The organism is Sinorhizobium numidicum (assembly GCF_029892045.1).
Classification (GTDB): domain Bacteria; phylum Pseudomonadota; class Alphaproteobacteria; order Rhizobiales; family Rhizobiaceae; genus Sinorhizobium; species Sinorhizobium numidicum.
The window spans coordinates 2,893,274-2,914,839 of the sequence record NZ_CP120368.1 but is presented as its reverse complement, the minus strand read 5'-3'; the positions used below and the strand labels follow the sequence as shown (position 1 = coordinate 2,914,839).

Annotated in this window: 23 protein-coding genes; 13 read left to right on the top strand and 10 right to left on the bottom strand. The window is 62.0% G+C overall.

Annotation, left to right across the window (positions count from 1 at the left end; all coding sequences use genetic code 11):
- The first annotated feature begins 10 nt into the window (after window positions 1–10).
- The 10 genes from PYH37_RS25215 (at window position 11) to ureG (ending at window position 6,231) form a co-directional block, all read left to right on the top strand.
- Window positions 11–313 carry an urease subunit gamma gene (locus tag PYH37_RS25215; RefSeq protein WP_012066611.1) on the top strand — a complete coding sequence of 101 codons (303 nt, stop codon included), beginning with the start codon at window positions 11–13 and terminating at the stop codon, window positions 311–313.
- 9 nt (window positions 314–322) lie between these two features.
- A complete protein-coding gene (locus PYH37_RS25210; RefSeq protein WP_280734191.1) occupies window positions 323–577 on the top strand; it encodes a DUF1272 domain-containing protein in 255 nt (84 codons plus the stop codon).
- A gap of 10 nt (window positions 578–587) precedes the next feature.
- On the top strand, window positions 588–893 hold the full coding sequence (locus PYH37_RS25205; protein WP_280734190.1) for an urease subunit beta: 306 nt from the start codon (window positions 588–590) through the stop codon (window positions 891–893).
- Between the two features lie 35 nt (window positions 894–928).
- Window positions 929–1,576 (top strand): Urease operon accessory protein, encoded by a 648-nt coding sequence (locus PYH37_RS25200; RefSeq protein WP_280734189.1) that lies wholly within the window; start codon window positions 929–931, stop codon window positions 1,574–1,576.
- A 4-nt stretch (window positions 1,577–1,580) separates the two neighbouring features.
- Window positions 1,581–3,293 (top strand): urease subunit alpha, encoded by a 1,713-nt coding sequence (gene ureC, locus PYH37_RS25195; protein WP_280734188.1) that lies wholly within the window; start codon window positions 1,581–1,583, stop codon window positions 3,291–3,293.
- A 174-nt stretch (window positions 3,294–3,467) separates the two neighbouring features.
- Entirely contained in the window at window positions 3,468–4,007 is a 540-nt protein-coding gene (locus tag PYH37_RS25190; RefSeq protein ID WP_280736158.1) for a peroxiredoxin, read from the top strand.
- A gap of 136 nt (window positions 4,008–4,143) precedes the next feature.
- Window positions 4,144–4,440 carry a putative quinol monooxygenase gene (locus PYH37_RS25185; RefSeq protein ID WP_280734187.1) on the top strand — a complete coding sequence of 99 codons (297 nt, stop codon included), beginning with the start codon at window positions 4,144–4,146 and terminating at the stop codon, window positions 4,438–4,440.
- Between the two features lies 1 nt (window position 4,441).
- Window positions 4,442–4,927: an urease accessory protein UreE gene (ureE, locus tag PYH37_RS25180; protein ID WP_280734186.1), complete on the top strand. Its 486-nt coding sequence runs from the start codon at window positions 4,442–4,444 to the stop codon at window positions 4,925–4,927.
- The gene (locus PYH37_RS25175; protein WP_280736157.1) at window positions 4,920–5,591 is read left to right on the top strand and encodes an urease accessory protein UreF; all 672 of its coding nucleotides are present in this window, start codon (window positions 4,920–4,922) and stop codon (window positions 5,589–5,591) included. The genes ureE and PYH37_RS25175 overlap by 8 nt, the downstream gene beginning before the upstream one ends.
- 28 nt (window positions 5,592–5,619) lie before the next feature.
- The gene (ureG, locus tag PYH37_RS25170; RefSeq protein WP_280734185.1) at window positions 5,620–6,231 is read left to right on the top strand and encodes an urease accessory protein UreG; all 612 of its coding nucleotides are present in this window, start codon (window positions 5,620–5,622) and stop codon (window positions 6,229–6,231) included.
- A 214-nt stretch (window positions 6,232–6,445) separates the two neighbouring features.
- Here the strand turns inward: ureG and PYH37_RS25165 are convergent, their stop codons facing one another.
- Window positions 6,446–9,751, bottom strand: a complete 3,306-nt coding sequence (locus PYH37_RS25165; protein WP_280734184.1) for an efflux RND transporter permease subunit — start codon at window positions 9,749–9,751, stop codon at window positions 6,446–6,448.
- 14 nt (window positions 9,752–9,765) lie between these two features.
- A complete protein-coding gene (locus PYH37_RS25160; protein ID WP_280734183.1) occupies window positions 9,766–10,956 on the bottom strand; it encodes an efflux RND transporter periplasmic adaptor subunit in 1,191 nt (396 codons plus the stop codon).
- Window positions 10,957–11,142: 186 nt separating this feature from the next.
- On the opposite strand from PYH37_RS25160, the gene PYH37_RS25155 reads away from it, so the two are divergent.
- Window positions 11,143–11,328: a hypothetical protein gene (locus PYH37_RS25155; RefSeq protein ID WP_280734182.1), complete on the top strand. Its 186-nt coding sequence runs from the start codon at window positions 11,143–11,145 to the stop codon at window positions 11,326–11,328.
- 138 nt (window positions 11,329–11,466) lie between these two features.
- On the opposite strand, the gene PYH37_RS25150 is transcribed toward PYH37_RS25155, so the two are convergent.
- From PYH37_RS25150 to PYH37_RS25130, 5 genes are all read right to left on the bottom strand, one after another.
- Window positions 11,467–12,459 carry an ABC transporter substrate-binding protein gene (locus PYH37_RS25150; RefSeq protein WP_280734181.1) on the bottom strand — a complete coding sequence of 331 codons (993 nt, stop codon included), beginning with the start codon at window positions 12,457–12,459 and terminating at the stop codon, window positions 11,467–11,469.
- 29 nt (window positions 12,460–12,488) lie between these two features.
- Complete coding sequence (locus PYH37_RS25145; RefSeq protein WP_280734180.1) at window positions 12,489–13,358, bottom strand: ABC transporter permease; 870 nt, start codon at window positions 13,356–13,358, stop codon at window positions 12,489–12,491.
- Window positions 13,355–14,239 (bottom strand): ABC transporter permease, encoded by an 885-nt coding sequence (locus tag PYH37_RS25140; protein ID WP_280734179.1) that lies wholly within the window; start codon window positions 14,237–14,239, stop codon window positions 13,355–13,357. Before PYH37_RS25140 ends, PYH37_RS25145 begins: the two co-directional genes overlap by 4 nt.
- A gap of 2 nt (window positions 14,240–14,241) precedes the next feature.
- Entirely contained in the window at window positions 14,242–14,622 is a 381-nt protein-coding gene (locus tag PYH37_RS25135; RefSeq protein ID WP_280734178.1) for a GNAT family N-acetyltransferase, read from the bottom strand.
- A gap of 94 nt (window positions 14,623–14,716) precedes the next feature.
- Complete coding sequence (locus PYH37_RS25130) at window positions 14,717–15,508, bottom strand: ABC transporter ATP-binding protein (RefSeq protein ID WP_280734177.1); 792 nt, start codon at window positions 15,506–15,508, stop codon at window positions 14,717–14,719.
- A 121-nt stretch (window positions 15,509–15,629) separates the two neighbouring features.
- Here PYH37_RS25130 and PYH37_RS25125 point away from each other — a divergent pair, with 121 nt between their 5' ends.
- Window positions 15,630–16,043, top strand: coding sequence for a cupin domain-containing protein (locus PYH37_RS25125; protein ID WP_280734176.1), 414 nt, complete (start codon window positions 15,630–15,632; stop codon window positions 16,041–16,043).
- 58 nt (window positions 16,044–16,101) lie between these two features.
- Here PYH37_RS25125 and hydA read toward each other — a convergent pair whose 3' ends face one another.
- Together hydA and PYH37_RS25115 are read right to left on the bottom strand one after the other, a co-directional pair.
- Window positions 16,102–17,556: a dihydropyrimidinase gene (gene hydA, locus PYH37_RS25120; protein ID WP_280734175.1), complete on the bottom strand. Its 1,455-nt coding sequence runs from the start codon at window positions 17,554–17,556 to the stop codon at window positions 16,102–16,104.
- 84 nt (window positions 17,557–17,640) lie between these two features.
- The gene (locus PYH37_RS25115) at window positions 17,641–18,891 is read right to left on the bottom strand and encodes a Zn-dependent hydrolase (RefSeq protein ID WP_280734174.1); all 1,251 of its coding nucleotides are present in this window, start codon (window positions 18,889–18,891) and stop codon (window positions 17,641–17,643) included.
- Between the two features lie 272 nt (window positions 18,892–19,163).
- Between PYH37_RS25115 and PYH37_RS25110 the strand changes: the two genes are divergently transcribed.
- The gene (locus tag PYH37_RS25110) at window positions 19,164–19,829 is read left to right on the top strand and encodes a TetR family transcriptional regulator C-terminal domain-containing protein (RefSeq protein WP_280734173.1); all 666 of its coding nucleotides are present in this window, start codon (window positions 19,164–19,166) and stop codon (window positions 19,827–19,829) included.
- Here PYH37_RS25110 and PYH37_RS25105 read toward each other — a convergent pair.
- Entirely contained in the window at window positions 19,826–21,502 is a 1,677-nt protein-coding gene (locus PYH37_RS25105; protein WP_280734172.1) for an adenylate/guanylate cyclase domain-containing protein, read from the bottom strand. The two genes, PYH37_RS25110 and PYH37_RS25105, sit on opposite strands and share 4 nt — an antisense overlap.
- Window positions 21,503–21,566: the final 64 nt, after the last annotated feature.

Sequence of the window (21,566 nt, the reverse complement as noted above, 5' to 3'; positions counted from 1 at the left end):
ATGGCGACGCATGAATCTCACTCCGCGCGAAAAAGACAAACTGTTGATTTCCATGGCGGCGATGGTCGCGCGCCGGCGGTTGGAACGAGGCGTGAAGCTCAATCATCCGGAGGCGATTGCCCTCATCACCGACTTCGTCGTCGAAGGCGCACGCGACGGCCGCTCCGTTGCCGAACTGATGGAGGCGGGCGCGCATGTGCTGACCCGCGATCAGGTGATGGAGGGGATTGCGGAGATGATCCACGACATCCAGATCGAGGCGACTTTCCCGGACGGGACGAAGCTCGTCACCGTTCACGAACCGATCCGCTAGGAGGCGGCGATGCTGAGCCTGCGCCCGAACTGCGAATGCTGCGACCGCGACTTGCCGCCCGAATGCCGAGACGCGATGATCTGCACATTCGAATGCACCTTTTGCGCCGATTGCGTCGAGAGCAGGCTGGGCGGGACCTGTCCGAATTGCGGCGGCGAACTGGTGCGCCGTCCGGTGCGCCCGGCGGCACTGTTGTTGAAATATCCGGCCTCGACCGAACGTATCGTGAAGCCGGAAGGCTGCGCGCGCACCGACGCCGCATAGGGGGACGAACATGATTCCAGGTGAAATCATCGCAGCCGCCGGTGACGTTGAGCTCAACGCCGGTTTGGAAACCATCACCATCGAGGTCTCCAACTCCGGCGACCGCCCGGTACAGGTCGGCAGCCACTATCATTTTGCCGAGACGAACCCGGGTCTGCTGTTCGATCGCGAGGCAGCGCGCGGCAGGCGGCTCGATATTCCGGCCGGCACTGCCGTTCGTTTCGAACCGGGTCAGACCCGACAGGTGACACTGATCCCGCTCTCAGGCAAGCGCGAGGTTTTTGGCTTCCGCCAGCAGGTGATGGGCAAGCTATGAAACGGCGCCTCGAGTTCGCCGGAAGCTGATCGTCGATGACCGGCCGCACCATCATGATCGTGGGAAATGGCGATGTGCCGGAAGGTGCCGCCGCGATGATCGATGCCGCCGATCTTGTCGTCCGTTTCAACGATTGCCGCTCGGTCGGGAGAGGCGGCATGAAGACCGATATCGTCGCCGCCTGCAACACGGGTCGCCCGGCCCTTTCGATGCTCGGCGGCGGCCGCTGGAAGACCAGCGAAGCGGTGCGGCAAGCGCGTGAAATATGGAGCGTCCGTTCTGGCGCGAGGTTCGCCGCAATGCGGGCCGATCTCGCGAAAACGCATCCGGATCTCGATGACTTCTGCGACGACTATACGATCAGCTTCGAGAGCTTCGCCCGGGCGACCGGGCGGCGGCATCGGGTTGTTCCGGTGGAAACGCACGAACGACTGGAACATGACTTGGCTCGCTTCGAGCCGCCGCCCTACGTCGCTCCGTCGAGCGGCCTGGTGGTGATCGCCGACATCTTGTCCGCTTTTGCGTCCGGCGGGGACGATATCCTTCTTGCCGGATTCGGCCACAGCGGCTGGGAATGGCATCCTTTTGCTGCCGAGCGCCGCTATGTCGATGCGCTTGCCGCCGAAGGGCGCCTTCGCCGTCTTCATCAATCCCATTCGTCAGACTTGTCCCAAGGAGCCTGAGCCCATGTCCTATAAAATGTCGCGCGCGGCCTATGCCAACATGTTCGGTCCGACGGTTGGGGACAAGGTGCGGCTTGCCGACACCGAGCTTTTCATCGAGGTCGAGAAGGATTTCACGACCTATGGCGAAGAGGTGAAGTTCGGGGGCGGCAAGGTCATCCGCGACGGCATGGGCCAAAGCCAGGTGACGCGCGAGGGCGGCGCGGTCGACACGGTGATCACCAATGCGCTTATCGTCGATCATTGGGGAATCGTCAAAGCCGACATCGGGCTCAAGGACGGGCGGATCGTCGCGATCGGCAAGGCCGGCAATCCGGACACGCAGCCCGGCGTCACGATCATCGTCGGCCCAGGTACCGAGGCGATCGCTGGCGAGGGTAAGATCGTCACCGCCGGCGGCATGGATAGCCATATTCATTTCATCTGCCCGCAGCAGATCGAAGAGGCGCTGATGAGCGGGCTTACCTGCATGCTCGGCGGCGGCACCGGGCCGGCGCACGGGACGCTGGCGACGACCTGCACGCCGGGGCCGTGGCACATTGCCCGGATGATCGAGGCGGCCGATGCGTTTCCGATGAATCTCGCCTTTGCCGGCAAGGGCAACGCTTCGCAGCCCGGCGCGCTTGTGGAAATGGTGCTCGGCGGCGCGACTTCGCTGAAACTGCACGAGGATTGGGGCACGACGCCGGCTGCGATCGACTGCTGCCTCTCTGTCGCCGACGAATACGACGTGCAGGTGATGATCCATACCGACACGCTGAACGAGAGCGGTTTCGTCGAGGATACGATCGCCGCAATCAAAGGGCGGACGATCCACGCTTTCCACACGGAAGGAGCGGGCGGCGGCCACGCGCCGGACATCATCAAGATCTGCGGCCAGCCAAACGTCATTCCGTCTTCGACCAACCCGACACGGCCCTATACGCTGAACACGCTGGCGGAGCATCTCGACATGCTGATGGTCTGCCACCACCTGTCGCCTTCCATTCCGGAAGACATTGCTTTCGCCGAAAGCCGCATCCGCAAGGAAACGATCGCGGCCGAAGACATCTTGCATGATATCGGTGCCTTCTCGATCATTTCCTCCGACAGCCAGGCCATGGGCCGTGTCGGCGAAGTGGCGATCCGCACGTGGCAGACGGCCGACAAGATGAAGCGCCAGCGCGGGCGGCTCGCCCAAGAGACCGGCGACAACGACAATTTCCGCGTCAAGCGCTACATCGCCAAATACACGATCAACCCTGCGATCGCCCATGGCGTCAGTCATGAGATCGGCTCGCTCGAAGTCGGCAAGCGTGCCGATCTCGTCATCTGGAACCCGGCCTTCTTCGGCGTGAAACCCGACATGGTGCTGATCGGCGGCTCGATCGCGGCGGCGCCGATGGGTGACCCGAACGCCTCCATCCCCACACCGCAGCCGGTGCACTACCGGCCGATGTTCGGAGCTTTTGGGAAGAACCTGACCAATTCCTCCGTGACCTTCGTTTCGCAGGCGTCGCTGGACGCAGGACTGGCCGGAAGGCTCGGCGTCGCCAAGCAACTCGTCGCCGTCCAGAATACCCGTGGCGGCATCGGCAAGGCATCGATGATCCACAACAGCCTCACGCCGCATGTAGAGGTCGATCCGGAAACATACGAGGTGCGCGCCGACGGCGAGTTGCTGACCTGCGAACCGGCGACGGTGCTGCCGATGGCGCAGCGATATTTCCTGTTCTGAGCGGCTGCCGAAGCCATGCTCTCGACGCATGGCTGCCATGCGGTGCCGCCTGAATCGATGCTTTCATGCTGCGCTGCAGCGGAATCTCCGTTAGGAAGGGCACTCGTTTTCGGCCGACGGTGTTGTTTCCTCCCAAGACTGACGCCGCCGGCAGCCAGTTCGAAGGAGATAATGATGCTAGGCAGAAAAGTTCCCTCTGTAACCTTCCGCACCCGCGTCCGTGACGAAGCCGTCGGCGGTTCCAATCCGTACCGCTGGCAGGATGTCTCGTCGGATGATTATTTCGCCGGCAAGCGCGTCATCCTGTTTTCCCTGCCGGGCGCCTTCACCCCGACCTGCTCGACCTATCAGCTTCCGGATTTCGAGAAGCTCACGCCCGAGTTCCGCGCCCTCGGCGTCGATGAGATCTACTGCATCTCGGTCAACGACGCCTTCGTGATGAACGCCTGGGGCAAGTCGCAGGGCCTCGAGAACGTCAAGCTGATCCCGGACGGTTCGGGCGAGTTCACCCGCAAGATGGGCATGCTTGTCGCCAAGGACAATCTCGGCTTCGGCATGCGCTCCTGGCGCTATGCCGCCGTCGTCAACAATGGCGTCGTCGAACAGTGGTTCGAAGAGGAAGGCTATTGCGACAATTGCGATAGCGACCCCTACGGCGTTTCCTCGCCGCAGAACATCCTCGCGAGCCTGAGATCCCAGAAGATCGCTGCCTGATAGGCTGACGTTACTGAAAGCGACGTAAGCCCCGGCTACCGCAAGCAGGTCCCCGAAAGTCATTTTCGATTTTCGCCTTCTTGCTGGCGCCGGGGCTTTTTCTTGTTAGAGTGGCGACGGTCGGAGAGACGGTTCAATGGTTTACGTTATCGCACATCTGAAGGCGCATGCGGGCAAGGCCGATGAGGTCGTGGCACTCGCGGGTCCGCTGATCGAGGCCACGCGCCGCGAGGAGGGCTGCATCAGCTATGAGCTCTACCGTAAACCTGCCGATCCCGACATGCTGGTATTCGTCGAAACCTGGAAGAGCCGAGCGGCGGTGGACGCACACTTCGCCGAGCCGCATTTGAAGACTTTCGAAGCAGCGATGGCTGATCTTTTGGCCGAAGCCCGCATCGAGATCGTTCATCCCGAAAAGGTCGAGGTGGTCTGACGTGCCCTATCGTTCGACCGAGGTTCTGTCGCCGGGGCCCAAGGACAAAGCGCCGCTGCATCGCCTTATCCTGACGCATGATCAGCGGCATCTGCGCCGCAAGCTGCTGCATCTCGAAAATGACGACGTGGTCATGCTCGATCTCAAGGAACCGGTGATGCTCGCAGATGGCGACTTCTTGGTGCTGGAGGGCGGCGGCTATATCGAGATCAAGGCGGCCGAGGAGGCACTCTACGAAATCCGCCCGCGCGACGGGCTGCACCTCACCGAACTCGCCTGGCATCTCGGCAACCGGCATCTGCCTGCAGCGGTCGAGGCTGATCGGATCCTGATCGCCCGCGATCCCGTCATACGCGTCATGCTCGAAGGGCTTGGCGCAGTGGTGAGCGAAGTGGTCGAACCCTTTCATCCCCTGCGCGGCGCGTATCACGGGACCGGCGGCCCCCATCATCATGGGCACGGCGGCGATCACCATCACCATGACTGAGCACGCCGATACGCAGGCGCTTCTGCGCCTCGTCACCTGGCTTTCGCCAGCCTTTCCGATCGGTTCCTTCTCCTATTCCGGCGGCCTGGAACAGGCGGTTCACGATAGCCTGGTAACGAACGCCGACGACTTGCGACTTTGGCTCGAAACGCTCCTCAGCAACGGCACTGCATGGAACGACTCGCTGCTCCTGGCCGAGAGCTATCGCGGTTTCGAAGATGCGGCGCGATTGCGGGCGGTCAGAGACCTGGCGGAGGCGCTGGCCGGCTCGCGCGAGCGGCAGATGGAAACCATGCTCCTCGGCGAGGCGTTTCTCGCCGCTGCCGGCCACTGGCCACATCCGATGTTCGAAGTGCTAGGACCGAACGCCGCCTATCCGGTAGCCGTCGGCGCGGTTGCCGGGGCGCATCATACAGGGCTCGAACCCGCGCTGGCGGCCTATCTCAACGCGACGATGTCAAATGCCGTGTCGGTTGCCATTCGCTGCGGCGTCACGGGTCAACGCGACGGCGTCGGTGTCCTTGCGCACCTCGAGTGGTTGATCGCCGACACCGCCGTGCGCGCGGCGCGGGGCTCGCTCGACGATCTTGGCTCGGCCGCGATCATGGCCGATATTGTGTCCCTGAGACACGAAAACCTGCATTCGCGCCTGTTTCGCTCGTAGCGACAAGCGCGTGGAAAGGACAGAGAAGATGCCATCGAAAAACGGTCCGCTTCGCGTCGGCATCGGCGGTCCGGTCGGCTCCGGCAAGACGGCGCTGACTGAAAAACTCTGCAAGGCGATGCGGCAGAAATATTCCGTCGCCGTCGTCACCAACGACATCTACACCAAGGAGGATGCGGAGGCGCTGGTCCGCATGCAGGCGCTACCCTCGGAGCGGATCGTCGGCGTCGAGACTGGCGGCTGTCCGCATACCGCGATCCGCGAGGACGCCACGATCAATCTTCAGGCGATCGCGGATCTCAACCGCCGGATTCCCGATCTCGATGTGGTCTTTATCGAGTCGGGTGGGGACAATCTGGCGGCGACCTTCTCGCCCGACCTGGCGGATCTAACGATCTATGTGATCTCCGTCTGCCAGGGCGAGGAAATCCCCCGCAAGGGCGGTCCGGGGATCACCAGATCCGATCTGCTGGTGATCAACAAGAAGGATCTCGCCCCTTACGTTGGAGCCGATCTCGACGTGATGGAACGCGACGCGACGCGCATGCGCGCCGAAAGGCCCTTCGTGTTCTCCGATATGAAGCGCGGAGACGGCATCGACCGGATCGTCGAGTTCCTGACCGTGCATGGGGGACTCTGAATCATCTCACCCCTGAGCCGCTTGGAGGCAGCGCTTTCAGACCCCTCCAACGCGTGCTGGTCACGGATTTCGATGAGCCGATCTTTTAGAACGGTGCCAGGCTCCAGCGTTACTTTGAAAGCGGCGAATTAACTCCGATCAAGCATTCCGCGAAAAAGCCCGCGATTTCGCAAGCGCGGGCTTTGCTGCCTGAGCATGAAACAGTTCGGTCGCTCTATTCCGCGGCAAGCGCCGGATGGCTGATGACCTTCCGGTCGGACTTGCCGCCGCGCCTCTCTTCTTCCAGCATCTTGAGGCGGTCCTGCAGGCTTTCGATCGTGCTGCCGTGTTCGCCTACCAGTTCGGTCAGCGTCTCGCGGTCGAGCGGCAGGCTTTCCTTTTCCTTCTTGCCGATGAAGCGGCCGAAGATCCAAGCAAGCAGCCGCGACAGGTCGTCCATGATCAGGAAGAAGGAGGGGACGACGACGAGGCTCAGCACCGTCGAGACGATGATACCGCCAATCACCGCGATCGCCATCGGCGCGCGGAACGAACCGCCTTCGCCGACGCCGAGGGCCGACGGCAGCATGCCGGCGGACATGGCGATCGAGGTCATGACGATAGGTCGGGCACGCTTGCGGCCGGCTTCGATCATCGACAGGGTGCGGTCCATGCCGTGATGCATCATCTCGATGCCGAAGTCGACGAGCAGGATAGCGTTCTTGGTGACGATGCCCATCAGCATGAGGATACCGATCAGCACGGGCATGGAGAGCGCGTTCTGCGTCAGGATCAAACCGGCAGCGACGCCGCCGATCGCAAGCGGCAGCGAGAAGAGAATGGTGAAGGGCTGGATCACATCCTTGAACAGGAGAATGAGCACCGCCAGCACCATCATCAGGCCGAGCAGCATGGCATTGCCGAAACTCTGCTGCATCTCGGCCTGCACCTCGGCGTCGCCGCTTTCGAGAAACTCGACAGTGGCGGGGAGCTTGGCCTCGGCCGCGATCTGCTTGAAGCGGGCCGATGCGGTGTCGAGTGCTACGCCCACGGGTAGATCGGCGCCGAGTGTGACGACGCGGTAGCGGTCGTAGCGTTTGATCGAACTCGGCCCTTCCGCATAGTTGATGTCCGCGACACTCGAGAGTGGAACGGTAGCGCCGGACGCTGTTTGGACTTTGAGGTTGCGGATCGCCGCCAGGTCGGTGCGGAAATCGCGATTGAGCTGGACCCGGATCGGGATCAGTCGCCCGTCAAGCGCGATCTTGCTCAGCGCCGCGTCGATATCGCCGATGGTGGCGACGCGGATCACCTCGGAAATCTGCGCCGTGGTGATACCGAGGCGCGACATCTGCTCGTCGCGCGGGCGGATCTGCAGTTCCGGCCGCGGCAGCGCGCCGTCGGGGCTGACATTGGCGAGCAGCGGATCGCTGCGCAGTTTCGCCTCGAGGGTCGCAACGGCCTCGTCCAGATCTGCCTCATTGTTGGAAAGCAGGTTGAACGACAGGTCGCGCTCGCCGCGATCGTTGAGCTTGGTAACGCGGACGTCCGGGATCGAGCGGAGCTTTGTGAAGATCTCCTTTTCGATCTGCGATTGCGGCTTGATGCGGCCTGCGGGCGGCAGCTTCGGCAGATACTGGCCGATAAGGGGCATCCGGCCGATCACGTCATTGACTATTTTGTTGACGAGCGAGTGATCGAGCTTCTTGAGAAGCACGGTGACGGCGGCGCGGCGCAACTCGAGATCGCCCTTCGGCGAGGCGCCGCCGAGCACGAAGACGTTCTCGACGCCGTCGATATCCTTGACGCGGTTGTAAATCTCGGTCGTCGTCCGGTCCGTATCCTCGAGCATCGCGTCCGGCGGCAGTTCGATCGACAGGCTGACGCGCGAGTTGTCTTCCGGCGGCAGGAAGCTGCCGGGGACCTGGAACAGGAAGTAGACGGAAACGACGAGGGAGGCGATGGCGGCGAGCAGCGTCGTATAGCGCCAGCGGGTCGTCACTCTGATGAGACCCGTATAGAGCTTCATGATGGCGCTGTCGTCGTCGCCGTGGTGGCCGCCGACATCGGTCGATTTCATCAGATACGCGGCCATGACCGGCGTGATCAGACGCGCTACGAGGAGCGAGAAGAAGACCGAGACGGCGACCGTCAGACCGAACTGAATGAAATATTGTCCCGGAATGCCCGGCATGAAGGAGACGGGCACGAAGACGGCGATAATGGTAAATGTCGTCGCGATAACGGCGAGGCCGATCTCGTCCGCCGCCTCGATCGAGGCGCGATAGGGCGATTTGCCCATGCGGATATGCCGCTCGATATTTTCGATCTCCACGATCGCGTCGTCGACGAGAATACCCGTCGCCAGAGTCATTGCGAGGAAGCTGACGAGGTTCAGCGAGAAGCCCAGAAGGTCCATCACCCAAAAGGTAGGAACGGCCGAGAGCGGCAGCGCGATCGCCGAAATCAAGGTCGCACGCCAGTTGCGCAGAAACAGCATCACCACGACGACGGCGAGCAGCGCGCCTTCCATCAAGGTGTGAAGCGCGGCCTCGTAATTGCCGTAGGTGAAATAGACCGAATCGTCGACCATTTCGATGGTGACGTCCGGATTTTTTGCCCGGATTTCGTCGAGCGTCTTGGCGACCGTCTCGGCGACGGTCACTTCGCTGGCGCCCTTGGCGCGGAACACGGCGAAAGTGACGCCGGGATGGCCGTTGAAGCGCGAAAACGACTTCGGCTCCTCATAGGTGTCCGTCACTGTGCCGAGTTCCGACAGGCGGACAAAGCGGCCATTCGGCAGCGAGATCATGGTATTGGCAAGCTGAGCCACGTCGCGCGCATCGCCAAGCGTGCGGATCGCCTGCTCGCTGCCGCCGACCTGACCGCGGCCGGAACCGAGATCCATGTTCATCCGGCGAAGCTGGCCATTGACGTCGGCAGCGGTAATGCCGAAGGAGTTCAGGCGATCTTCATTGAGCTCGATCCGCACCTCGCGGTCGGAGCCGCCATAGCGATCGACACGGCCGATGCCGCTTTGGCCCTGGATCGCGCGCTTGATCGTGTCGTCGACGAACCAGGAGAGCTCCTCGAGCGTCATGCCGGGTGAGGAGACCGAGAAGGTCTGGATTGCCTGGCCTTCGACATCCACCTTGGAGACGATCGGTTCCTCGATGGAGGTCGGGAGATCGCTGCGGATGCGGTCGATCGCATCCTTGACGTCCTGCACCGCCTGAGTCGTCGGCACTTCCATCCGGAAGATAACCGAAGTGTTGGAACTGCCGTCGGTGATCGTCGATTGTATATGGTCCACCCCGGTAACGCCGGCGACCGCATCCTCGATTTCCTTGGTGACCTGGGTTTCGAGCTCGGCGGGGGCAGCACCGCTTTGCGTGACACTGATCGAAACGATCGGCACGTCGATGTTGGGGAAGCGCGTGATCGGCAGGGAATTGAACGACTGCCAGCCGAGCACCATGAGCACGAAGAAGGCCAGGATCGGCGCGATCGGATTGCGGATGGACCAGGCTGAGAAGTTCATGGTCTCTGTTCCCGTCAGTTGGTTGCCGGCTGCGCGGGCTTGACCGGATTGATGCGGTCGCCGTCGCGCACATAGGCGCCGGCCTTTGCCACTGCCTGCTCGCCTGGCTCCAGGCCGGAGAGAATTTCGACGAACTGTCCGTCCTGAATTCCGGTTTTGACCGGCACCAGGCGGACGACACCGTTTTCGACTTTACGGACGATCGTCTTGCCGTTTTCGGCTGTAACAGCCGTTTGCGGCAAAACCACTGTGTTCTTCTGCTCGACGGTAATGATGGCGCTCGCATACATGCCGGCGCGCGCCGCGGCCGTGTCGATTAGACTGATATGAACCTTGCCGAGACGGGTCTGCGGATCGACCGTCGGTGCGATCAGCCGGATCTTGCCCTCGACTGCTGTGTCGCTCCCGGCGAGCTTGACCGTCGCCGGCTGCCCGACGGCGAGCTTGATCATGTCGGCTTCGGCGACGTCGGCCTTCATCTCTATCGCACCGTCGCGGATGATGGCGAAAAGCGGTTCGCCGCTGCCACTGGCGATCGCGCCGATCTTGGCGTTCTTGGCCGAGATCACGCCGCTGACCGGCGCTTTGACGGCCGTGCGCGCGAGGCGTAGGTCGATATCGTCAATTTGCGCTTGGACCACCTTGATATCCGCGGTCGCGACGCTGACCGATTGTTCGGCGGAGCGGACACGCGCGCGCGCCGCAGTGGCGAGCGCCTTCAGGCGGTCGGCCTCGGCAGAGGATACCGCGCCGCTCTGCGATAGCCGTACGGCACGATCAGCAACCCGCGTCGCCTCTTCCGAATTTGCCACAGCTTCGGCAAGCTGGGCGCGCAGTTGCGCGAGCGAGGCCTCCGTCTTGGCCAGATTGGCTTGGAGCTGGCTTTTTTGCAGTAGCAGCGCGTCATCGTTGAGGACGACCAGCGTGCTGCCCTCTTCGACCCTGTCGCCGACATCGACATTAAGCGACCGAATGGAAAGACCGTCCACGAGCGGCGACACATAGGTCTCCTCAACCGCCTCGATCGAACCGGTGGCGATGACGCGGTCGCTGATCGTGCGTTCTATCGCTTCCGTGACGACGATGGAGGGCAAAGTCTGCGTCTGCTGCGGTTTGGCCGCTTCCTCGGCTGCCGAGACACCGGAAAATGCGTACAGCGTCATCGCTGCGCAAGCGCCGAAAAGAGGTAGGAGTTTCTGAGCCATCGGCCTATTTTCCCGACACTGAAAACATCACGCCCGACCGCCGTTCAGAAGGCGAAAGTCCGGCTGCAATAAATGCTATTTCCTTGTGTTCCATGCCTCGTTGCCGGCTGCCTGGCCAGGATAGCGATCACGGTCCACAAACTCAAAATCGTTCCGATGCAGCGGTTTCAAAACCGGAGGCGCCGGATGGGGGAGAATTTTCCCGAAAAGGGCAAGACTAGAGAAAAACAGGTTCCTCCCTACGCTTGCCCTCAACCAAACGTTCCGGCCTATGTAATCGGCGTAGCAAATGCTTACAAGGGCGAGGAAGCGATGGTGCCTCATTATTTCTATTTGGCGGCGTGTTGCGATTGCAATATTGATGCAACCTAAACGCAAGCTTAACAATAGCCTTCGGCCGCGACTTTTTGACCGCTCTTCGTCCCGATCGCAGCAATCGTAGCTGCCGAACATGAAACAAGAAAAGCGCGCGGCGAGTGCCACGCGCTCTCCATTACTTCGGGTGGCGTTTTATTTCAACGCTTCGTCCGTGATCTCATGCGTCCAGGCGCCTTCCGGTTCCTTGGAGATGACCGGATCGGAACCGCCGGCAAGCAGCGACTGAACCGTGCGTTTGTAGTCGGTTTCGTCAAGTGTACCGTTCGAGCCGGCCGTCAGTTTGGCAATTTCGCCCATCATGCGCTTCTGGTGCTTTTCCGTCTGGGCACCGGTCGAGTCGTTTTCGAGCACGATGTCGGCGGCCTCGTCCGGATTCTCCTCGGCATATTTCCAGCCCTTCATCGAGGCGCGGACGAACTTCACCATCTTTTCCTTGAAGGCCGGGTCCTTGAGCTTGTCATCGAGAACATAGAGACCGTCCTCAAGCGTGGCGACGCCCTGGTCTTCATATTTGAAGGTGACGAGGTCCTCCGGCTTGATGCCGGCGTCGATGACCTGCCAATATTCGTTGTAGGTCATCGTGGAAATGCAGGCCGCCTGCTTCTGGATCAGCGGATCGACGTTGAAGCCCTGCTTGAGAACGGTGACGCCGTCCGGCCCGCCATCGGTCGGGATCTTCAGCTGCGACATCCAGGAGAGGAACGGATATTCGTTGCCAAAGAACCAGACGCCGAGCGTCTTGCCCTTGAAGTCCTCCGGGCTCTTGACGCCGGATTCCTTCAGACAGGTCAGCATCATGCCGGACTTCTTGAAGGGCTGGGCGATGTTGACGAGCGGTACGCCCTTTTCGCGCGTGGCAAGCGCGGAGGGCATCCAGTCGACGATGACGTCGGCCCCACCGCCGGCAATTACCTGCGCGGGGGCAATATCCGGGCCGCCCGGCTTGATTTCGACGTCGAGGCCTTCCTCTTCATAGAAGCCCTTGTCCTTGGCGACATAGTAGCCGGCGAACTGAGCCTGCGTGACCCACTTCAACTGCAGGGTAACCTTGTCGGCGGCATTGGCATGGAAAGCGGCAAGCGAAAAGACGCCCGCTGCCAGCAGAGATGCAAGTTTCTTGTTCATATCGGTTCCCTCTTATCGTTGCTTCATTATCAGGCCCGGCCACTGCGGACGGACGGATGCCAGAACGTAACGGCCCGCTCGGCGAGCGCGACCACCCCGTAAAAAGCGGAGCCAGCCACCGCCGCGACGGCGATTTCGGCCCAGACCATGTCGACGTTCATGCGCCCCACTTCCGTGGAGATCCGGAAGCCCATGCCGACAATGGGCGTTCCGAAAAACTCGGCCACGATCGCGCCGATCAGCGCCAGCGTGGAGTTAATCTTGAGAGCGTTGAAAATGAAAGGCCATGCCGCGGGCAGACGCAGCTTGACGAGCGTCTGCCACCATGTCGCGGCATAGGTCCGCATCAGATCGCGCTCCATGTGGCTCGCGGCGGCGAGGCCCGAGACCGTGTTCACGAGCATCGGGAAGAAAGTCATGATGACGACGACGGCGACTTTCGATTGCCAATCGAAGCCGAACCACATGACCATGATCGGGGCGACGCCGATGACGGGGAGGGCAGAGACGAAATTGCCGAGCGGCAGCAGGCCCTTCTGTAGGAAAGGCGAGCGGTCGATGAGGATTGCCACAACGAAGCCAAGGCCGCAGCCGAGCGCATAGCCGATCAGCACGGCCTTCAGGAAGGTTTGCCGGAAATCCGCCGCGAGCGTCGGCAGCGAATTGACGAGCCGCTGCCAGATCATCGACGGTGCCGGCAACAGGACCGACGGAATGGCGAAACCGCGAACGACGCCTTCCCAGAGGACCAGGATGGTGACGCCGAAGATCAGCGGCACGGCGAAGCGTGCGGCGCTATTGGCCGTGCGGTTCGTAAAATGCTGGCGGACCAGCCATTGGTTGAAAGCCCAGGCGAGAAGCCAGAAGAGGATGGCGCCGGCGAGAGCGGGAAGGTTCATGGCTTCGCTCCCATGCGCTTCAGGACCGCCGAATGCGCCAGCCCGACGATCATCACAAGGACGGCGGCGAGTGCTGCCGCCATGAACAGGGCCGCCCAGATCTGCACCGTCTGGCCGTAATAGGAGCCTGCAAGCAGGCGGGCGCCGAGCCCGGCCACCGCGCCGGTCGGCAGTTCTCCGACAATGGCGCCGACGAGCGAAATCGCGACCGCGACCTTCAGCGAGGTGAAGAGATAGGGCATGGAGGAGGGCCAGCGGAGCTTCCAGAAGGTCTGGGCCGGTGAGGCGTTATAGGTATGCATCAGATCGAGCTGGATCGTTTCCGGGCTGCGCAGCCCCTTGACCATGCCGACCACCACCGGGAAGAACGAGAGATAGGTGGAGATCAGCGCCTTCGGCAGCAGGCCGGCAATGCCGATGGCATTGAGGACGACGATGATCATCGGCGCGATCGCCAGGATCGGTATCGTTTGGCTGGCGATCACCCATGGCATCAGCGAGCGGTCCATGGCGCGGTTGTGGACGATGCCGACGGCGAGAAGGATGCCAAGCGCGGCGCCGATGCCGAAGCCGAGCAGTGTCGCCGAAAGCGTGATCCAGGCGTGATAAACCAGACTGCGCTTCGATGTGATCGCCTTGTTGGCGGTGGTGTCCCAAATTTCGGCGACCACCTGATGCGGTGCGGGCAGGACAGGGCGCTCCTGCGCCATAGTATTGCGGACGATCTCGGGAAATCCGATCTCGGTGCCTGCGCGTGCTGCGCTGTCGCGTTCGAAGGGCGCGTTGAGGAAAATGACTGCGACGTACCAGACGGCGATCAACAGGATGACGACGGTGGAGATGGGAAGCAGCTTGTCCCTGAGAAAGCTCTCTTCGCGCATGATCACGCCTCCCTTCTGCTCAAAGGCTCGGCGCGCCAATGATAGAGAATGTCCGGCAGACCCTCCTCGTTCTCGCCACTCGTTCTGCGCACCGGTACGAAGCCTTCGCGTTCATAGAAGCGCTGAGCACCCGTGTTGTGTTCAAAAGTCCAAAGCTTAAGCTCGTCAATTGCGCGCTTCTTCGCTTCGCGGAGCAGCGCGGTTCCGATTCCGGCACCTCGGTGGCGTTCTGCCACGTAAAGCGCCGTCACGAAGTTCTCCGCGGAGAGGGCGAGAAAGCCTGCGGTTTCACCCTGATAGTCGGCGATAATGATCGGTCCGTTTGCAAAGACCGTTTCTCGATAGTGCCGCTCCACATCGGTTGCCGGATGAACTCTTGGCATCCACAGCGTGGCGTCTATCCACCGATTGAGAATAGCGGCGCATGCGGCCATGTCCGCCAAAGCCGCATCTCGGCACCGCACTTGGGTAGTACAGCTATTCGTCATAGCTGTGCCCCGCTCTCAAGCCTTCGCGGACGCGATGGGCGACTTCCAGGAATTCCGGGGTCTCGCGAATGCCGAGCGGCCGTTCCCTTGGCAGGGGCGATTCGATGATATCTGTGACGCGGCCGGGGCGCGGGCTCATGACGACGATTTTGGTCGAAAGATAGACCGCTTCCGGAATCGAATGGGTGACGAAACAGATGGTTTTTGCCGTTCGTGCCCAGAGCTTCAGGAGTTGCTCGTTGAGATGATCGCGGACGATTTCGTCGAGGGCACCGAAGGGTTCGTCCATCAGCAGCAGGTCCGCATCGAAGGCGAGCGCGCGGGCGATCGACGCCCGCTGCTGCATACCGCCGGAGAGCTGCCACGGGTATTTCTTGCCAAAGCCCGTAAGGTTGACGAGCTCCAGCGTCCGCTCGACCCGCGTTTTCTGCTCCTGTCTGGAATGCCCCATGATTTCGAGCGGCAATGCTATGTTCTTCTCGATCGTCCTCCACGGGTAAAGCGCCGCGGCCTGGAAGACATAGCCATAAGCGCGCCGCCGCCGGGCTTCCTCCGGCGTCATGCCATTGACTGAAATGCTGCCGGAGGTCGGTTTCTCGAGGTCGGCGATGACGCGCAGAAACGTCGTCTTGCCGCAGCCGGAGGGACCGATGAAGGAAACGAAGTCGCCCTTGGCCACGTCGAGGTTCACGCCCGTCAATGCATTGACCGGCCCGTCGCTGGTCTGGAACGTCAGGCCGAGGTTACGGGCCGAGACCACGGAGGCGAAATTGGGTGTCATGGACGGATTCTCATTGTCGCTTGTCTGTGCCAGACTGCTATCCGGGCCCGCAACATGCAATCGCGGATTCGCCGCCGATGGCTCATGTTGCGAGTTTTTCAGCGAATTCTGGAGAACACTCATGTCTCGATCATCCAATCCTGGCTGTCGCGTGGTTCGCCCGGGCAACGGCTATGCCGGCAAGCAGGGGCTCAACTATTTCGAAGGCATCGCGCAGGAGACTGTGGGCTCCACCGGCATCTGCATGCATCTGTTGACCATGCCGGCCGGCGCGCGCGCCAAGGCGCATCTTCACGAGAGCCACGAGACGGCGATTTATGTTCTCAGCGGCGAGGCGCACACCTGGTTCGGCGAGCGGCTCGAAGAGCACGTCATCGTCAAAGCGGGGGAGATGTTCTACATCCCGGCCGGCGTGCCGCACCTGCCGGCAAACCTTTCCGACAGCCCCTGTACGGCGGTGATCGCCCGGACAGATCCGAAGGAGCAGGAAAGCGTCGTCCTCCTGCCGGAACTGGACGCACTGGTGCCCGCCTAGCCTTTCAGCGAATGCCTTTTCGCGCGTGGCGGATGAGAAATGCGGCATCTGGGATCCGTCAAACGCCGCTCGCCGGAATGCCGATGCGCTGCACGGCGCGCGGCGCCGTCACTTCCTTCCACGTCGAAAGCGCCGTGCTGACCGCCGGGAAGGGGTCGCGCCGGACGAATTCCCCATGGCCTTCCTGCGTCTTGACCGTCCCTTCCTCGATGGCCACGACGCCGCGCGTCAGCGTAAAGCGTGGAAGTCCCGTGACGGTCTTCCCCTCGAAGACGTTGTAGTCGATCGCCGATTGCTGGGTGTTAGCCGAAATCGTCTTCGATCGCTTCGGATCCCAGACGACTAGGTCGGCATCGGCACCGACGAGGATCGCGCCCTTCTTCGGATAGATGTTGAGGATCTTGGCGATGTTGGTGGAAGTCACCGCGACGAATTCGTTCATGGTGATGCGGCCGGTGCTGACGCCATAAGTCCAGAGCATCGGCATGCGGTCTTCCAGCCCGCCCGTGCCGTTCGGGATCTTGGTGAAGTCGCCGACGCCGAAGCGTTTCTGCGCCGTCGTGAAAGCGCAATGGTCGGTCGCGACCACCTGCAGCGAGCCGGAGGCAAGGCCGGCCCAGAGGCTGTCCTGGTGCAGCTTGTTGCGGAAGGGCGGCGACATCACCCGGCGGGCGGCATGATCCCAGTCCTTGTTGAAATATTCGGTCTCGTCGAGCGTCAGGTGCTGAATCAGCGGCTCACCGAAGACGCGCATGCCTTTCGCGCGGGCGCGCCGGATCGCCTCGTGCGCCTGTTCGCAGGAGGTGTGGACGATGTAGACGGGACAGCCGGCCATGTCGGCGATCATGATCGCGCGGTTGGTGGCCTCGCCCTCGACTTCCGCCGGCCGTGAATAGGCATGGGCTTCAGGTCCATTATTACCTTCGGCGAGCAGCTTCGCCTGTAACTGGGCTACAACATCCCCGTTTTCGGCATGGACCAGCGGCAGGGCGCCGAGTGCTGCGCAGCGCTGGAAAGACGAGAACATTTCGTCGTCATCCACCATCAGCGCGCCCTTATAGGCCATGAAGTGCTTGAACGTGTTGATGCCCTTGTCCTTGACGATGGCCTCCATCTCATTGAAGACCTGCTCGCTCCACCAGGTGATCGCCATATGGAAGGAATAGTCGCAATTGGCGCGGGTCGACTTGTTGTCCCACATATTGAGCGCCTCGAGCAGCGACTGGCCGGGCGAGGGTAGCGCGAAATCCACGACCATCGTCGTGCCGCCGGCGAGCGCCGCGCGCGTGCCGCTTTCGAAATCATCCGAGGAATAGGTGCCCATGAAGGGCATTTCGAGGTGCGTGTGCGGATCGACGCCGCCCGGCATGACGTAGCAGCCGGTCGCGTCGAGCGTGTCGGTGCCGGTGAGGTTAGGCCCGATCTCGACGATCTTGCCGCCCTCGACCTTTACGTCGGCCTTGTAGGTGAGATCGGCCGTGACGATGGTTCCACCCTTGATGACAGTGCTCATTGGTCCGTTTCCTTCGCGACGATGCATTCGGCGGGCGCGGGAGCGCCAATAAAAAAGGCGGAAACTTCGTCCCGCCCGCAAAGCTCACTCGACGACCTCTGCCGTTTCGAGGACGGCATGGAAGAGGACGTCCGCACCGGCGGCCGCCCATTCCTTGGATATGTCCTCCGCCTCGTTGTGGCTGAGTCCGCCGACACAGGGACACATGATCATCGTGGTCGGCGCAACTTTCGCAGCCCAGCAGGCATCGTGACCGGCGCCGGAGATGAGGTCCATGTGGCTGTGGCCGAGCTTCTCGGCGGCAGCGCGCACGGTCGCCACGAGCTTGGGGTCGAAGGTCACGGGATCGAAATGTCCGACCGCCTCGATGGAACAGCCGACGCCCAGCGCCTCGGCGATCTTCGGCGCTTCGGCTTCGATCCGCGCGCGCATTCCGTCGAGCTTGGCCTGATCCGGCGAGCGGATGTCAACGGTGAAGACGACCTTGCCTGGCAGCACGTTGCGCGAGTTGGGCGAAAAGAACATCTGTCCGACGCCGCCGACGGCGCCCGGCTGGTTTTCGATGGCAACGGTCTGCACCATTTCAAGGATGCGCGCCATTGCGAGGCCGGCATTGACGCGCATGTTCATGGGCGTCGAACCGGTGTGCGCCTCTCTGCCGGTCAGGGTGATTTCCAACCACCACAAGCCCTGACAGTGGGTGACGACGCCGATCTGCTTGTTCTCGGCCTCGAGGATCGGTCCCTGTTCGATGTGATATTCGAAATAGGCGTGCATCTTGCGCGCGCCGACTTCCTCGTCGCCGACCCAGCCGATCCGCTTCAATTCGTCGCCGAAAGTCTTTCCTTCCGGATCCTTGCGGGCATAGGCGTATTCGAGCGTATGGACGCCGGCGAAGACGCCGGAGGCAAGCATGGCAGGTGCAAAACGTGCGCCTTCCTCATTGGTCCAGTTGGTGACCACGATCGGGTGCTTCGTCCTGATGCCGAGGTCGTTCATCGTGCGTACGACCTCGAGCCCGCTCAAGACGCCGAGCACGCCGTCGAACTTGCCGCCGGTCGGCTGCGTGTCGAGGTGAGAACCGATATGGACGGGCAGCGCATCCGGGTCGGTGCCAGGGCGGGTGAGGAACATGGTGCCCATCTTGTCGACGCCCATGCTGAGCCCCGCCTTTTCGCACCAGGACTGGAAAAGCCGGCGGCCTTCGCCGTCCGCATCCGTCAATGTCTGGCGGTTGTTGCCGCCGGCAACGCCGGGGCCGATCTTCGCCATCTCCATCAACGAATCCCACAGGCGGTCGGCATTGACGCGCCTATTCTCGCCAGGTGCTGCCATGGCGGTCTCCTCTTTTTTCGGCTGTACCGCCGAGGGTAGCCCTCATGTTCCCGTGGTCAAATCGAGGCTTTGTTTCTATGCCTTTCGATCAGCCGTTGCCTTTGCCAACAATCTGACTGATAATTTGACCGGTTGGTAAACATTACAACTTCCGTCGCGGCACTCAAGCCGGAAAAAGAAAAAAAGGACTTGCTGCCCAAGAAAATGGCGCGTCCGAACTTTGGGCAGATCGGGTTTCGCAACGCTTTGTTGCGGCATCGGCAGGGGGCAAGATGGTACTTCCAAGAGCGGCCAGGACTCAGAGACGTACACGAATCCAGGAGGAGAAGGAGGAGCAGATTCTCGAAGCGGCACTGGAGGTCTTTTCGGCGAACGGCTTCCGCGGCTCGACCATCGATCAGATCGCGGAAGTGGCAGGTATGTCGAAGCCGAACCTGCTCTATTATTTTCGCACCAAGGAGGCGATGCACCGGGCGTTGATCGACCGCGTACTCGACACCTGGCTCGATCCTTTGCGCGAGTTCAACGCCGAGGGCAATCCGGTCGCCGAAATCCGCAGTTATATCCGGCGCAAGCTCGAGATGGCCCGCGATTTTCCCCGCGAGAGCCGGCTCTTCGCCAATGAAGTCCTGCAGGGTGCTCCCCACATAGAGGACGAACTCAAGGGCCCACTGAAGCAACTGGTCGACGAGAAGGCCGAGGTCATCCGCACCTGGGCCAAGGCGGGCAAGATCGCCAAGTGCGATCCCTATCACCTGATCTTCTCGATCTGGTCGACGACGCAGCACTATGCCGATTTCGACGTGCAGGTGCGCGCCGTGCTGGGCCAGGAGAATGCGGGCGACGGACGCTTCGAGGATGCCGCGCGCTTTCTGGAGCGCCTGTTCGTCGATGGCCTGCAAGTACGCGAGCAGCCGTTATCGGAGAATTTGGATTAGACGGCGGTCGGCAAGATTTCGGCAATGTCCTCGGCATTGCCGATGATCCAGGTTTCGAGCGTCGCCTGCCGGCCGCGCAGGCTTATCTCCAGGCGCCTTTTGCCCTCGAAGCTCAGGCCGGCGCGTTGGACAAGCTCGGCGGAAACGGCAAGCTCGACGTCATGCTCCTTCGCCAGGCCCTCAAGGCGGCTCGCCGTGTTGATCGTATCGCCGACGGCCGTCAGCGAGGTCGCCTGACCGTAGCCCATCTCGCCGATGATCGCCGGTCCTGCATGCAACCCGATTGCCAGCCTCAGCGGCTGTTCGAGTTCGCCTTCAAATGTCTGGTTGAGCGTCCGGATGCCCTGGGACAGCCGGACGGCGGCCGTGAGCGATTGACGACATGCTTCATCGAGAGACGTCTTCAGCCCGAAGATTGCGAGCGCCCCATCGCCGATGAACTTGTCGACGACGCCGCCGGATCCCTCCACGGCTCCGCCGACCATTTCGAAGTAGCGGTTCAACAGGAACACCGTGTCATAGGGCAGCTTGTGCTCCGCGATGCGGGTAAAATCACGCAGATCGCAGAAGAGTACCGCGACGCGGCGCTCGCGCCCGCCGCCGTTCTGCCGGGCGAGCTGTGTCTTGATGCCTAGGCTGTCGGTGTCGAGGATCGGCACGACGGTGACGCTGTGAACGGGTCGGAATTGGCAGGCCAGGCGGACATTCTCGGGAGCGCCGATGCGGGTCAGCGTCGCGAGTTCGGCCGCTTCCGGTTTGGGCTGGCCTTCGAGGCCCTGGATCACGCGCACGCGGCATGTCGAGCAACGGCCGCGCCCGCCGCAGACGGAAACATGCGGTATTCCGGCGGCGCGGCTCGCCTCAAGCACACTGAAGCCGAGGCTGACGGCTGCGACACGGCCGTCGGGATAACGGACGCGAATTCGGCCGCGTGCGGGCAGGGCGCGCAGCGCGAAGGTTCCGGCGATCACGCCTCCGAAGCCGCCATAGAGCGCCAGCCTGATATTCTCGAGCAGGGCGGGATCGACCCGCGGTTGCGCCTGGCTCGCATAGGCCTTGTCGCCGTAGCCGCCATGTTCGGCATAGTCGCGCCCAACAGAACGGGCGCCGTTGACGAAACCGAGCAGCGCGAAAATGGGGACGAGCAGGGCGACGGTGTAGAGCAGGATCTCGTAACGCGGGAACCAGCTTCGAGCCCTCATCCAGAACCAGGCGCCGAGGCAGGCGTGGCTCCATACGAAGAGCAGCGCCACCGTCTGCCTGGTTGTGTTGATCGAGCTTGACCAGAGCGCACGCAGGATGCCCGGGTAGTCGGCATCGATCCCCGAGAAGATCGGCTCCACTCGAGCGGCAACCACGTGCGCGCCGAGCAGAAACGGCAGGCTCAGCCCGAAGACGATCTTCAGCGCCTCGCCGGCCGGCATCCTGAGCGTCTGCCGTCGGTAGAGACTATCGAGCGCCATCAGGAAGTGCAGCAGCAGGGCGCCATAAAGCAGAATGGTGCCGGGCAGGCTGTGCCAGACAAGATTGAACGCCCGCCGCCCCGCTTCCATCGCATCGAGGGAGATCAAGCCGAGAGAATGATTGAAGAAGTGGCAGAGAATGAATATGCCGAGCACCGTCCCGGAAATCAGGTGCGTCTTCTTGCGCAGGTTGGCGGAAATGATCGTCAAGCGGTCTGCCCGGTCCGCCGGCATCAAACCGGCCGCTTCTGTTTTTCTTTCTTATTATCCAGAT